General features: G+C 26.7%; 12 protein-coding genes. 8 read left to right on the forward strand and 4 right to left on the reverse strand.

The genetic code is table 11. The features are described 5' to 3' along the window. The first annotated feature begins 367 nt into the window (after positions 1–367). Positions 368–3,412 (forward strand): diguanylate cyclase domain-containing protein, encoded by a 3,045-nt coding sequence (locus tag IC173_RS05835; protein WP_227482549.1) that lies wholly within the window; start codon positions 368–370, stop codon positions 3,410–3,412. A gap of 690 nt (positions 3,413–4,102) precedes the next feature. Here IC173_RS05835 and IC173_RS05840 read toward each other — a convergent pair. Beyond that, positions 4,103–4,723 (reverse strand): hypothetical protein, encoded by a 621-nt coding sequence (locus tag IC173_RS05840; protein WP_227855288.1) that lies wholly within the window; start codon positions 4,721–4,723, stop codon positions 4,103–4,105. 398 nt (positions 4,724–5,121) lie between these two features. Between IC173_RS05840 and IC173_RS05845 the strand changes: the two genes are divergently transcribed. The 4 genes from IC173_RS05845 to ispG all read left to right on the forward strand — a co-directional run bounded on the left by IC173_RS05845 (position 5,122) and on the right by ispG (position 8,997). Further along, positions 5,122–5,325 carry a helix-turn-helix domain-containing protein gene (locus tag IC173_RS05845; RefSeq protein ID WP_227434784.1) on the forward strand — a complete coding sequence of 68 codons (204 nt, stop codon included), beginning with the start codon at positions 5,122–5,124 and terminating at the stop codon, positions 5,323–5,325. Between the two features lie 259 nt (positions 5,326–5,584). Beyond that, on the forward strand, positions 5,585–6,739 hold the full coding sequence (locus tag IC173_RS05850; RefSeq protein ID WP_227855289.1) for a 1-deoxy-D-xylulose-5-phosphate reductoisomerase: 1,155 nt from the start codon (positions 5,585–5,587) through the stop codon (positions 6,737–6,739). A gap of 12 nt (positions 6,740–6,751) precedes the next feature. Next, a complete protein-coding gene (gene rseP, locus IC173_RS05855) occupies positions 6,752–7,756 on the forward strand; it encodes an RIP metalloprotease RseP (RefSeq protein WP_227434782.1) in 1,005 nt (334 codons plus the stop codon). 185 nt (positions 7,757–7,941) lie between these two features. Continuing rightward, on the forward strand, positions 7,942–8,997 hold the full coding sequence (gene ispG, locus IC173_RS05860) for a flavodoxin-dependent (E)-4-hydroxy-3-methylbut-2-enyl-diphosphate synthase (protein WP_227855290.1): 1,056 nt from the start codon (positions 7,942–7,944) through the stop codon (positions 8,995–8,997). Positions 8,998–9,480: 483 nt separating this feature from the next. Here ispG and IC173_RS05865 read toward each other — a convergent pair whose 3' ends face one another. Next, positions 9,481–10,605: a DUF3810 domain-containing protein gene (locus IC173_RS05865; RefSeq protein ID WP_227824008.1), complete on the reverse strand. Its 1,125-nt coding sequence runs from the start codon at positions 10,603–10,605 to the stop codon at positions 9,481–9,483. Between the two features lie 195 nt (positions 10,606–10,800). Between IC173_RS05865 and IC173_RS05870 the strand changes: the two genes are divergently transcribed. Next, the gene (locus IC173_RS05870) at positions 10,801–11,025 is read left to right on the forward strand and encodes a hypothetical protein (RefSeq protein WP_227482555.1); all 225 of its coding nucleotides are present in this window, start codon (positions 10,801–10,803) and stop codon (positions 11,023–11,025) included. A gap of 52 nt (positions 11,026–11,077) precedes the next feature. Next, on the forward strand, positions 11,078–11,602 hold the full coding sequence (locus tag IC173_RS05875) for a GNAT family N-acetyltransferase (RefSeq protein ID WP_227850988.1): 525 nt from the start codon (positions 11,078–11,080) through the stop codon (positions 11,600–11,602). A 115-nt stretch (positions 11,603–11,717) separates the two neighbouring features. Here the strand turns inward: IC173_RS05875 and IC173_RS05880 are convergent, their stop codons facing one another. Further along, the gene (locus tag IC173_RS05880) at positions 11,718–11,864 is read right to left on the reverse strand and encodes a hypothetical protein (protein WP_227434777.1); all 147 of its coding nucleotides are present in this window, start codon (positions 11,862–11,864) and stop codon (positions 11,718–11,720) included. 138 nt (positions 11,865–12,002) lie between these two features. Then, a complete protein-coding gene (locus IC173_RS05885) occupies positions 12,003–12,929 on the reverse strand; it encodes an AEC family transporter (RefSeq protein WP_227835461.1) in 927 nt (308 codons plus the stop codon). Between the two features lie 190 nt (positions 12,930–13,119). Between IC173_RS05885 and IC173_RS05890 the strand changes: the two genes are divergently transcribed. Next, on the forward strand, positions 13,120–14,991 hold the full coding sequence (locus IC173_RS05890) for a tetratricopeptide repeat protein (RefSeq protein ID WP_227434775.1): 1,872 nt from the start codon (positions 13,120–13,122) through the stop codon (positions 14,989–14,991). Positions 14,992–15,084: the final 93 nt, after the last annotated feature.

The following is a 15,084-nucleotide window of genomic DNA, read 5'->3' on the forward strand; positions in this document are numbered from 1 at the left end:
ATAATTAATAAGTCATAAGTATATTATTGATTTTATTTGATAAGTATGGGTATAATTTAAGTAATATATCAAAAAAAAGGAAAATATTTCCAAAATATGATAAAATAAATTCAAATAGTTAAATTCTCAATAAATAATATATTTTAATTGTTTATTGAAATATATTAGGTACTCCATCTTCAACATCATCAAGTTGATGATGTAAATTTAAAGTATACCAGTATAAAAATAGCTTTTGAATTAGGTAAGAATTTATTATATATATATAAATTTTCATAACTAGAAAATATGATTGGAATTAAAAAAATAATAGAAAAAAGTTTATTTCAAGAAGTTAAAGCAATTTAGGGGGGATGGATTAATAGGCATGTTAACTAATAATATTATAGACAAATTAACGAATTTAAATGGAAATTACAATTTGAGAATGATGCTTTCAAGTCTAGAAACACAGAAAAAGCCATATGGTATTATGTTTATTGGAATTGATGATTTCGAACAAATTAATAACTTATATTCTTATTCATTTGGAGATAGGGTTTTAAAAAAGTTTTCTAAATCTATTTTACCTTTTTTACCTGAAGATATAAGTTTATATAGATTAGATGGAAATGGTTTTGGAATTTTGTATCCAAATGGAGATTGTTATGAATTAACAAAACTCTTTAATAGGTTTCAAGATATCGCACAATGTATAAAACAGATTAATGGACATGCTATTTCATTTACTATATCAGGAAGTATTTGTTTTTATCCAAAAGATGGTATAGATTGTGATACACTATACCAAAATGCACGTGTTACATTTGAAAAAGCAAAAAAGCAAGGGAAAAAAACACTAATTGTCTATTCAAAAGATGAGTTGACTTTTTCGCAGTATTCTATACAGTTGATAGAGTATCTAAGAGAAAGTGTATTAAATAATTTTAAAGGATTTTATTTAAATTATCAACCACTTATTTTTAACAATAGTAAGAAACTATATGGATGCGAAGTATTGCTTCGTTGGAGAAATCCTAATTTTGAAATGAAACTTGGTCCAACTGAATTTATACCTTTTTTAGAATCTTCTGGGCTTATGGATACAGTTAGTCAATGGGTAATTAAAACAGCTTTAAAGCAATTAAAAGTATGGACAAAATATATGCCAAATTTCAATATGAATATAAATGTGTCATATCAGCAGCTTGAAGACCCTAGCTTCAAGTTTTTTATTTTAGACACTATAAAGCAAGAGGGTATATCTCCATCTCTGATTACATTGGAATTAACAGAAAATAATAACATAAAACAAATAGAAGAAATAAGGAGTTCTTTTGATTTTCTTCGAAGTCAAGGTATTAAGATTACATTCGACAGCTTTGGAGCAAAACATTCATCTTTAGAAATTTTTCGTGAACTAAGTGCTGATTCTTTAAAAATTAATCATACTCTTTTAAACCGTATTACATATGATGTAATAGACCAAAAAATCGTCTCTCAAATTATTAATCTATGTCATAGTATGAATATGTCCGTTTATGTGGAAGGAATTGAAAATAAAGAAACTTTAAAAATAATTGAACAGATGAGACCAGAAATATTGCAAGGATTTTATTATAATGAGCCTATAAACGCAGAGAAGTTTTATGAGCATTACTTTGAAAAGAATATTGAGAGCATTAATTATCAGGAAGATGTTATATCAAAAGAACTTTCTATAGAAAAAGAAAAAAGTATGGTATATTCTGCCTTTACTCCAACACATTCAATGAATATAAAAGAATTGGTTGATAATGCTTATGCAGGCATATTTCAAGTAGGAATGAACCCTGAATTTACTTTTCTTACATGTAATGAAGGCTATAGAAGGATGTTAGGTTATACCATTAAAGAGATGGAAGAAAAATTTAAAAATCAAGCATTAGGATTTGTGCATCCAGATGATATGGAATATGTGAATTATGAAATTAGAAGGCAACTTGGAATTAGCGATATAGTTACAATTGAATTTAGGGTAGTAAAATCTGATGGAACTCCTATATGGATACTTGGAACAGGCAATGTAGTAAAAGGTAAGCAGGGTTCTAAAAGTTTAATTGTAGTCATAATAGAAAATGATAGGCTTAAGAAAAGGTCTTTAGAGATGGAAGAATCCTATTGGAAATACAGAAGAGTTTTAGATAATATTCCTGCTTGTGTAAAATGTATCCATTTTGATGAAAATTTTACTTTAGATTATATTTCTCCTAGCTTTATATCATTGATAGGTTATACAGAAAAAGAAATTAAAAGTAAGTTTGATGGAAAGTATATCAATTTAATTATAGAAGAAGATAGAAGAGTTGTACTTGGAGATATGATAAGCCAAGTTAATTCTGGAGATATAGTTACACTTCATTATCATGTTAGATGTAAAGATAATCGTTTGATTTCTTTAGAAACGATTTCTAGATTATGTGAAAATGATAAAGATGGCAAGAAGTACTTTTATTCAAGTATTGTGGATGTAACAGAGGCAACAGATGTAACTTCTGAAAAAAGTGATAAAAAATCTAATAGACTTGTTAATCGCTATCAAACAGCCTTAAAACAATGGGGAGATATATTATTTGAATATAGTTTTAAGGATGGTACAATAACATTTTCTGATAACTATTATAGTATATTTGAGATAGAACCAAGAGGAACAATTTCTGAACAATTATCAAATATTTATGAAGAAGACCATCAGATTTTACTTGACGCTTTAGAAAATGCACGTATTGGTAATAAGCCAGAAGCAATAGAGATACGTATACGTTCTAAAGATAACGTACATTTATGGTGTTCTATAGTATTTAATGAACCTGATAAGATTGGAGATGCTACTATATCGATACTAGGTAAAATAAGAAATATTGATGAAGAAAAGAGAGAGTATAATAAGTTAATTGAGCAATCTCAAAATGATTTAATGACAGGATTACTAAATAAAAGTACTACTGAGGAAAAGATAAGACACATGTTGCTATCAGTTGATGAAAATAAGAAATATGCATTATTTATGATTGATGTAGATAATTTTAAGGATGTTAATGATACTATGGGGCATGTATTTGGAGATAAAATCTTAATTGAGTTAGCGGAATGTCTAAAAAGTAATTTTAGGAAAACAGATATTGTTGGCCGTGTTGGAGGTGATGAATTTATAGCATTTATGGAGTATAATGGAGATAAAGAAAGCCTACAAAAAAAAGGTCATGATATATTAAAAAGATTAGATACCACGTTTACATATGATAAATTATGTTTTGAAGTAAGTGTAAGTATAGGTATTTCTAGATACCCAGAAGATGGGAAACAGTTTTACGAGTTGTATCATCGTGCAGATAGTGCATTGTATAGAGCAAAAGAAGAAGGTAAAAATACATATTGTATGTTTTCCATCTAAAAATAAAATCAATCAAACACATGTTACTACAAAGCTTTTGTGATCACCTTTACTAAGTGATTAGTTATTTGTAAGTTATATAGATACATTATAATAGAGGTAACTGAAAGTGCTTTTAATGAAATATCAGAGCCAGTTAATTCAATTTTAGAAAAGCTTACTTAAAGAAACCTTTAATTGAGAAAAAGTCTACAAGTATCATTTAGTACATTATTAAAATGTCACATCGTATAGATATGTATGTTGTATGTTAAGGAATTGAAACTAAGAAAGACTTAGATTTTTTAAAGACTATTAAATGTGATGTGGGACAAGAATTTTATTTTTCGAGACCAATAGAAGAAAAAGAATTTTTTAATAAATATGTGACTGAAAAATAATATAAATATTGTAAAAGTGTAATAAGAACATAACATGCTAGAAGAATTAAAAATTTGTAATTAAAATTAGCAATAGATAAAAAGTATTAGTAATGTAACTAATGCTTTTTCTTATTGGCTTTATTTAGATTAATAATCATAAGAATAAAATGTTCATATAATAATTGAGTTGATTTCAATTTGATTTTATTAATAATGTAATAATGTTATTTGTGTAATGTCCAGTATTCATAACCAAAGATACTCTTTCTTTTACAAAGTTGAACTGAGTTGTTTTTATTTGTCGAATCATACATGTTATTAGTAACTTTCATTTTTTTATTTTATTATTTACATTTATTTTAAGATAGTAATCGTTCCCAGAGCGAGAAGGATTTATTTCTTTATCAACAACTGTTACAAATTCAAACTCAGGTTTATCTAATGTTGCTATATAATTTAATGCTGGTGTTGTAGAAAAACTAAGAATAAATGTAGATAAGGTAATCAGTAATACTTTAAGTTTTGTTTCATGTCTTTTTTTGATAATTAATACTAAGGCATAAAAAATTAACAACACTATCATGTAAATAGCAGAAAAACTAAATCTTTCATTATTTGGTGTATTTAGGGTGTTTGTTGATAAAAGTAGAGTTAACATAGATAATGAACATGCTGTTAAAGGAAATGGTATATAATACTTTCTTGATTCTTTTGCTTTAGGTATTTCTAGTAGCATTTTAGGGTATAGCCATAAATACATCATCCAACTGAATAGTAATATAAATATATAGATGGAAAATTTAATTTTCATAGGAGTAAGGAGAGCAATGATAGCAAGTATTGTTAGTAAATAACGAATAATACAAGTAACCTTTTTTTCTTTTTCTATGACAGCTAAAATCCATCTATTTTTTATAAATTCATTTTCTCTTTTTTCACTCTGTTTCATTTAATAACCCTCTATTAATAGTATAGTTTTTTAATCCATTACTTTGTTTTATTTTAACATATTTATATAAAAAGTAACATTGAAGTTTTTTATTTTTTGGAATGTTATGTTAACTTGGGATGATGATTATACAAATTTATAATCAGAAGAAATTACTTCTATAATTACTTAAAGTTAATAAATATAATTTTATGTAAAGCTTTTTAATTAGATACAGATTATTTTAAGACATGTTTTTGATAGTTGCTATTTATTGTTATATTAAAATGAATTTATTTATCAATATTGAAAGAACATGTTTTTAGCTGATTTTGAATAAGTGATTATTTATCGAAAAAGATGAAAATTTTTCAAAATAGATAAAATATGATAAAATAGATTTTAGAAGAGGTGATAAAATGATTTCATACACTCCATTGTGGAAATTGCTAATTGATAGAAAAATAAGAAAGATGGAATTTGTAAATATATCAGGTATAAGTATTTCTGTTTTAGGTAGATTAGGAAATGATAAGTCTGTTTCTATGGATACAATGGAAAAGATATGTTTAGCACTAGACTGTAAAATAGAAGATGTTGTAGAAATAAAAAAGGATGTTTAATGATGCTAAAATATTTTAATAATATTGTAAAAAACATATAAAGAATAGGTAAGGTTTAATTTAATAGATAGAGTTTTATTGGATTAAAAATAAAAGTAACTATATGTGAATAAATTAAAATTAAAGAGTAATGCTATAATGTAAACTAAATATATTTTTCCAGTAATTATATGAAGTTTTTGTGAATAGTAAAAATAATTGTTTTAGTAGTGTTATAATGTCTTGGTAGGGTATATTTATTATTAGAAAGGATTATTATATGAAAAAAATATCAATTTTAGGTTCTACAGGCTCTATAGGTAAGCAAACCTTAGATGTAGTTAGAGAAAATAGAGACAAGTTTGAGATAGTTGCAATATCAGCTAATAGCAGTATTGAATTACTACTTGAACAAATTGTAGAATTTAGACCTAAATATGTAACAGTTTTTGAGGAAAGCAAAGCATTAAAATTAAAAGAAATATTGCCACAAAATATAGAGATAGAAGTTTTAACAGGAATGGAAGGTTTAAAAATAATTTCATCACTAGATGAAATTGATGTACTTTTAACTGCTGTTGTGGGAATGATAGGATTGGTCCCAACACTTTGTGCTATAAAGAAGGGAATAGATATAGCATTAGCGAATAAAGAGACATTAGTAACTGCTGGAGAGCTTGTAATGGCAGAGGCAAAAAAATATAATGTAAATATTCTTCCCGTTGATAGTGAACATAGTGCTATATTTCAGTGTTTAAATGGAGAGAATAATAAAAATATAGAAAAAATAATACTTACAGCTTCTGGTGGTCCATTTAGAGGAAAGAAAAAAGAAGAACTTTTAAATATAACTAAAAATGAAGCTTTAAAGCATCCAAACTGGAGTATGGGAAGAAAAATAAGTATTGACTCTTCAACGCTTATGAATAAAGGACTAGAAGTAATAGAAGCTAGATGGCTATTTGGAGTAAAACAAGAAAATATAGATGTAGTAGTTCATCCACAAAGCATAATTCACTCAATGGTACAGTATACAGATAGTTCTATAATTGCACAATTAGGATGTCCAGATATGAGGTTGCCCATACAATATGCTCTTACATATCCAGATAGAATGGAAAGTAATTTTGAAAGAATGAATTTTTCAAAATTTAGTACTTTAACCTTTGAAGAACCAGACTTAGAGACTTTTCCATGTTTAAAATTAGCTTATGAATGTCTAAAGATGGGTGGAACTTATTCTTCTGTTTTAAATTCTGCAAATGAAGTTTTAGTAAGTGAATTTTTAGAGGATAAAATTGGTTTCTATGACATACCATATTACATAGAGAAAACTTTAGAGGTTCATAAAAGCATAAGCAAACCAACGTTAGAACAAATTTTAGAAACAGATAGATGGAGTAGAGCTTATGTTGAAAATCTGATAAAAAAATAGGAAGGTGAATTTATGACTATAATAGCTGCATTAATACTATTTAGTATAATTGTATTAATACATGAATTAGGACATTTTATATTTGCAAAAAGAAGTGGGATTAAGGTAAATGAGTTTTCTATAGGTATGGGACCTAAGATATATAGTGTAAAAAAAGATACAGAGTATTCCATAAGAGCTCTTCCAATTGGTGGATATGTAAGTATGGAGGGTGAAGACGAAGAACAAATAAGTCCAAATTCTTTTGGAAATAAATCTATACTACAAAGATTTAGTACTATTGTAGCAGGACCAATATTTAATATAATACTGGCAGCAGTACTTTTAGTACCAGTGTTTTTGTATATAGGTTCTCCAACTACTACACTTGGAAAAATAATGCAAGATACTCCTGCACAAGCAGTAGGACTTCAAGTAGGAGATAAGATAAATAAAATAAATGGTAATTCTGTTAAGACTTGGGATGAAGTTGCAAATATTATAAATACTTCTTCTGGTGGAGAATTGAAGCTTAGCATAACTAGGGATGGAAATGATAAAGTTGTAAATGTAATTCCTAAAGATAACAATGGAAAGTATGAAATAGGAATTCAGCCACAAAGAGAAAAAGATTTCTTTGGTTCAATAGTAAATGCATGTAAAACTACTGTGGATATGACAAAACAGATGTTAACATTCTTAGGTCAAATGGTTACAGGACGTGTACCAGGAGGAATTGGTAATGCTGTTGCAGGACCAGTAGGTGTTATTGGTATGGTATCAGATGCAGCCCAAACAGGTCTTATAAATGTAGTCTATTTGGCAGCTGTCATAAGTTTAAATCTAGGTATAGTAAACTTATTACCAATACCAGCCCTTGATGGTTGGAGAATCCTTATGTTATTATTAGAAGCTGTTAGAGGCGGTAAAAAACTTGACCCAAATAAAGAAGGTATGATAAATGTAGTTGGATTTGGAGCCTTAATGTTATTTATGCTTTTTATAACATATAAAGATATATTAAGGTTATTTCAATAATTTAACTTTATATAAAGTTTGAAAAAGCTATGTAGTTTTAAGTGAGAATAAATTAATTTTAAAAGGTTAAATTTATTCTTAGTTGTTTAACTATATAGCTTTTTAATTTATAATATATATGTAGTTTGTAGTATTTTTTAAGATATTGAATAATTTTAATATAAAATAATATATAGAGGTGAAATATGAGTTACAAGAGAAGACAGACAAGAGAAGTTAGTGTTGGGAGTGTAAAAATAGGAGGAGAAAATCCTATAAGCATACAATCTATGACAAATACTGATACAAGAGATGCAGAGGCTACAATATCTCAAATAAAAAGATTAGAAGAAGCTGGTTGTGATATAGTTAGAGTTGCTGTTCCTGATATGGAAGCAGCTAAAAATATAGGAAAGATAAAGTCTAATGTAAATATACCTGTTATTGCTGATATACATTTTGATTATAAGTTAGCACTTGAAGCTATAGAACAGGGTGTAGATGGTGTTAGAATAAATCCTGGTAATATTGGAAACATAGAAAGAGTTAGAATGGTTGTTGAGAAATGCAAGGAAAAAAATCTAAAAATTAGAATTGGTGTTAATGGGGGTTCTTTAGAAAAAGAACTTTTAAATAAATATGGTTCTGCAACTGCTGAAGCATTAGTTGAAAGTGCTATGGGACATATTAAGATTCTTGAAGATTTAGGTTTTTATAATATAGTTATTTCTCTAAAATCATCTGATATTTATAAAACTGTTGATGCATATGAATTAATATCACAGAAAGTTGATTATCCTCTTCATATTGGAATTACTGAATCTGGAAGTGTTCATAAAGGAACAATAAAGTCTTCTATAGGTGTGGGAGCACTTCTTATTAAAGGGATTGGAGATACTGTCAGAATATCTTTGACAGGTGACCCTGTTGAAGAGGTTGTTGTTGGTAAACAGATTTTAAGAAGTTTGGGTCTTTTAAATGACAAGATTAAAGTTATATCATGTCCTACATGTGGCAGATGTAATATAGATTTAATTAGTGTTGTAAATGAAGTTGAGGATAAAATTGGTAGTATGGAAAAAGATATTACTGTTGCAATTATGGGGTGTGCTGTAAACGGACCTGGAGAGGCTAGAGAAGCCGATATAGGCATTGCTGGTGGTAAGGGTGAAGGTCTTTTATTTAAAAAGGGTGAAATTGTAAGAATGATTAATGGTGATAAATTGGTTGATGAGTTACTGGAGGAAATTGATAGGTTATAGTAACAATCAATAAATATAAAATAGCTAGATATTCAATACATTTGGAAGAAATTTTATTCATGGTATTTAATTATCTAGCTATTTTTAATTAAGTAAATTTGAAAAGATATAAGAAATCTATATTCTAATTCAATCATATAAGTGAGTATCAAAATCTATTCTGTATTTATTATAATAAAATTATATTTGCTAAAATGAAAATTACAATAGTAGTACTGCAATATAATTACTATTATTGTAGTATTTAGTTACTAAAACTATTGATGTATTATGTTAATATAAATAGTAATGCATTTTAGAACCTATTTAAGAATATATACTATAATTCTTCCTTGTATCATAAGTATACATGTAGTAAATACTTAGAAATAGTTTGTTTTTTAATAATGAACTTATAAAAAATAAACTATTAAATAATAGAAAAGTAGATAAAAATAATAATTTTTTATTTTTTATCTATTTTCCCATTCTCTATAAATACTTTTAATTATATGGATATAATTCATAATAAGTTAGCAATAAATCAACCATTTTACCATAACTTTGGGTCCCTTCAGCAATTCCATTAGCTTTTAAATAAGAATTATTAAACTCATTGGAGATTTTATCAATTTTACCTTCATATCTTTGCCAAAATTCACTCTCATTTTTTAAATCCCTACGAACAGACTCTGAAATACCAGCAGAAATATCAGCATATGCCTTATAGTCAACTTTGCTTAAAGCAGAAGCAGTATAATTTAAGGCCAAAATATAGCCAGAATAATTAAAATCAATATCAGGATGTTTTATTGAAGTGAGATAACCTATAAAGTTAGCTTCATCTTCACTAGCAAATCCTCTCTGATGTGCCATTTCATGACCAACTGTACAAGGAATATATAAGTCAGGGATTGCAATATTAATATTTGCCTCACCTGTAAAGGGAAAGTATATACCAGTTATTCCTGTATAACACATAAGATGTGATGAAATAACATACTTTGGCTTAGAGTAACTACCACTAACACTAGGTAAAATATATGAAATTTTATCATATCCTAATTGAGCTCTATTTATGACACCTTTATAATCTGTATTAGATTTTACGACACCATTTTTATCTTGTAGTGTAAGTTTTCTAGTTTCATTTGCTTTAGCTACCAAAAATTTATATAACTCAGAAAGTTCTTTAGTACTATGTTGCTTTGATTGGACAGAACTGTTGTTTTTTAAATTGTATTGGTTGATAAGGGTATTCTCGAGTGGAACTCTATTGTAGTTTATACCCCAAAGTACTACAAAAAGAAAATAAACTATTGATAAAATGGATAATATATTTAAAATAGAATTCTTTAAAAATGTCTTTAAATTTCTATTCTTTTTGAAAATTGTAAATACAATAGAACATAAAAATAAAAAAATAGATATAACTATTATGTACATTGTAATTTCGTAGATAGAAAATGGAAATATTCCTGAAACTTTACTTAATAGCTGTATAACTTTTTTATCTATGGCTTGAGAATAATATTTTTCAACAATATGTGGAATTTTACTTGCTATGAAATTTAAAAACAAAGCAATAGGAAAAAGGATTAAAGAAAAATATTTTATTTTTTTACTCATATTTCACCTCGCAGACTTTAATTTATATAAATATATTATATATCAATTAAAGTTAGATTGTAAAATAGGTATAGTTATTTATATTTATGACTTTATACTAAATAAATGATAAGTTATAATATTCATATGAATAAACAATTTATGTATAACTAATAATAATTAAAAATAACAATTGTATAAGGAGTAAAAAATATTATGATAATAAGGCTTACTAAAGATAATTTTAATTTTAGATTTAAACAATATGAAGGGATGTTTTTTCATGCTGAAGTAAACGAAGGAGAAGAATCAATTAAATACAAAATAACTAAAGATAAAGATGGCACTGAACTAAAAGAGTTTGGAAATACACATATAAAGGATAATATGATATATATACCTCAAATAGAAGCATACATAGATTTAAACAGTATAAAATAAAGATTGTAGGTATTAATTTAAAAAGAGGGTTATGTTTAGGGGGGAATACAATATGAGTAAAGCATTAGACATAGTAATAAGACCAGTAAGAAGGGAAGACGCGAAATCGATTAATGAAATGAGAAGAGCATATAATGTTATGAGAAATACACTAGCATTAATGAGTGATAGGCTGGATAGAACTATAGCTATGCTAGATTCTCTAGGTGAAAATGATTATATGTTTGTGGCTGAAATTGATAATGATGGAGAAAAAAATGTAATAGGTTTTGCTGGTTTACATGTGAATCCATCTCCAAGATTAAGACATAGTGCAGAACTAGGAATAACCGTTGATGAAAAGTATCATGGTATAGGAGTAGGTCAAAAGCTTATGGAACAACTTTTAGACATAGCAGACAATTGGATTAAGTTGATGAGAGTAGGGTTAGAAGTAATTGTAGACAATGAAAAGGGATTAAACTTATACAAAAAACTGGGATTTGAAATAGAAGGAACTAAAAAATATGCTGTAATTAGAGATGGAAAATTTGAAGATGTTTATATCATGGGAAGATATAATAAAGATTTAATTTAACTCATTCCAATAAAAATAGAGAAGTAGAATAGATTATCTATTAATAAAGAATTTTCATTAAAGATAATTTAATATTACTTCTCTATTATATTTTAAAAACTTTATTATCGAAAATTTATAAAAACATTCTATATACAAATAGAATTATTAGCAATATCAAAGCTACCTTAAAAGCTAGACTAGCAACAGTTTTTATAATTTTTACAGAAACGCCTATAGCAACTATAGCAAATACTATTTTAAAGAGTAAATCTATATCCATATTTAAGCCTCCTATTCTATCATACATATAGATATTATTGACAAATATCTAGGAAAAAATTCCATCAATACACTATAATAAATTGTTTATATTTGTAATTTATTGAGTCTATTATTATATAATACATAAAAGAATAAATCAAGATAGTAAAAAAATACTTATAAAAGGTATTGATATAACTGAAAATAATGTCGTAAAAAATACACATTGTGAGGCTAGTGTTACATTAGAATCATATTGATTAGCAAATATAGCAGTATTTGCAGCAGCAGGCATAGAAGAAATTACTACTGGTATAGCTAAAATCATTTTATCATTAACCCACCCTTTTAGAATAAAGTATATAATCACAGGAAGTACTAATAATCTTACAATAGTAACTAGATATAATCTTTTATTTACAAAACAATCTATTGCTGAAGAATTAGCAAGCAAACTACCAATAATAATCATAGATATTGGTGTAGTCATATCTCCTAACATCTTAAGTGGATCATTTATAAACTGAGGTAATCTAAGACCTGTTATAAATAAAAATAAACCAATAACTACTGCTATTGTAGCAGGGCTTATAAGTGATTTCATTGAAAATCCTTTAGTGGTACTACCTTTAGATAACAAGTAAATTCCCAAAGTAAAAGAAAACAAGTTAAATGGTAGATTAAAAATAGCAGTGTAGAATATAGCTTCATGGCCTAGAACTGCTTCAATTACAGGATAACCCATGAAAGCTACATTTGAAAAAACAACTATATACTGATATATCCCCAGGTCTTTTGTATCTTCACATTTTAAAATGTATTTTAACAAAAAAGCAATTATAATAGAAACTATATACATAACTAAGGATATAAATAATAATAGTAGTATTTTTTGTATCATTTTATTATCAAAGTTAATCTGCATAGAACTAATTATCATAGATGGTAAAAAAATAGTCATTGTCAAATTTGAAAGTTTAGATGTACAGTGTTCATCTAATAAGTTGAATTTTCTGACAAAGTATCCTACTAAAATAATTATAAATAAAACTGCAACTTGAACAAAAATATTGCTGAAATTCATAAAATGTCCCCCCCTATATATACATTATATACCAACTCAATAATAAAATCTAATGATTATAAAATTTAAAATTCAATATTACAATATAGTGACAAAAGGTAAAAATTCAATATTATAGCATTAATTATGGTTTATAATGTATAATAATGTTTGAGAGAATATATTTTATAAAATGGGTAGGTAGCGAATAATGAAAAACACAAAATTTTCTATAAGAAAAATAAAAAATATATCTAGTGACCCCAAAGTTATACATACTAAGGGAGCTCTTTTTGAAAAAATGGGAAAGACAGAAAGTGCAATAGAATTATATAAAAGTGCAGCATTAGATAATTATGTAAAATCTCAATATACTTTGGGAAATATATATGAAAATAAAAAGCAATTTAAAGAAGCAGAAAAATGGTATTCAATGGCATATAAGAATGGAAGTGAAGATGCTGCATTTGACTTAGGTAATATGTATTATAGATTAGATGGATATGAGTATGCTATATACTGGTATGAGAAAATAGCTACTATAGGATATTTACAAGCACAAAATAATTTAGGTGTATGCCATTTTAAAATGAAAGATTTTATAAGATGCGAAAAGTGGTTAAAAGAAGCAGCAGATAATAATCTCGGTAAGGCTTGTTTTAATCTAGGAGTATTGTATACATTTTTAGAAAAAGAAGATGAGGCATATGAATATTATAAAAAAGGTTCTGTACTTTTAGATGATGATGCGAAGTATAATCTAGCAATACTAAATGGAAAGAAGAAGGACAATAAATCTACAGTAAGTCTATATAAGCAATTGTATAAGTCTGGTCATATGAAAGGTTGTTTTAACTTGGGTATGATTATGGAAATCAATGATAATTTGGAAGAAGCAGAGAGATATTATAAAAAGAGTGCAGATAGAGAAGATGTAAAATCTGAGTATAGACTTGCATATGTATATGATAGAAAAGAAGAATTAGGAGACGCAATTTATTATTATGAAAAAGCAATAGAAAAAAATCACACACTTTCTAAATATAGACTTGCAAATTTATATAATAGAGAGAATGAGATAGAAAAAGCAAAGACTTATTATAAAATGGCAGCAGAAGATGATATAACAGAAGCTAAAAACAATCTAGCAGGTATATATTTTGAAGAAAAAGATTATGAAAATGCTATAAAGTACTATGAAGATGCTATAGCTGTTGGATGTAAAAGTTCTCTTGAGAATCTTGGAGACTTATATTATCAAAATCAAGATATAGAAAAAGCAGTTTCATATTATTCTAGAATTCCAAATAATGTATCTTGTCAAATAAAATTAGGGAATATATATGAAGATTTAAATAACATAGAAGAAGCTATAAGTTGGTATAAAAAAGCATCTGAAAATGGAGATACCAAATCTAGCTATAGATTGGGATGTATATATGAGAATTTAGGAAATACAAAAAATGCTAGAAAGTATTTTGAGATGGCAAGTAGTAAAAATCATATGAATGCGCGTATACATTTAGGCAGAATTTATTTTAGAGAAGGAAAACTAGAAGAATCTAAAATGATGCTTGATACACCTGCTAATGAAAATAATATATATGCTCAACACATGGTAGGACTTATTTATGATATGTTTTACAAAGATTATGTTAATTCCAAATACTGGTATGAGAAGGCTAGAGCACAAGGCTGTGTTGAATCAATATATAATTTAGGGCAAATTTATTTAAAATTAAATGATGATGCAGAAGCTGAAAAATATTATAAAGAAGGTATTAAATTTGGGAGTAAGAAGTGTGAATATATGCTTGCAGGACTTTACTACAAAAAAAGTTTAGATATGTATATTTCTCTAGCAGATGAAGAATATGATAACTGTGGAGAAATAGTAGAAGATTTCCCTAAACTAAATATAAACTTTGATGAAATATTAATTCCACCATTTAAATTACAGGAAGAAATACTTGATGAAGAAGAGTATGTTCCAATTTATATATTGAACATAAAAGAAAGTTTAGACTCAATGTTGGAGGGTCTTGAAACTGAAATGAGTATAGATGAAGAATATGATAATTAAAAAACCTGATAAAAAGAGTATTTTTAAAATAAATAAAAGCCATTGGAGTAAATGTAAATTAATTAACTCTAATGGCTTTTTCTTATTAATATT

The organism is Clostridioides sp. ES-S-0048-02, assembly GCF_020658495.1.
GTDB lineage: Bacteria > Bacillota > Clostridia > Peptostreptococcales > Peptostreptococcaceae > Clostridioides.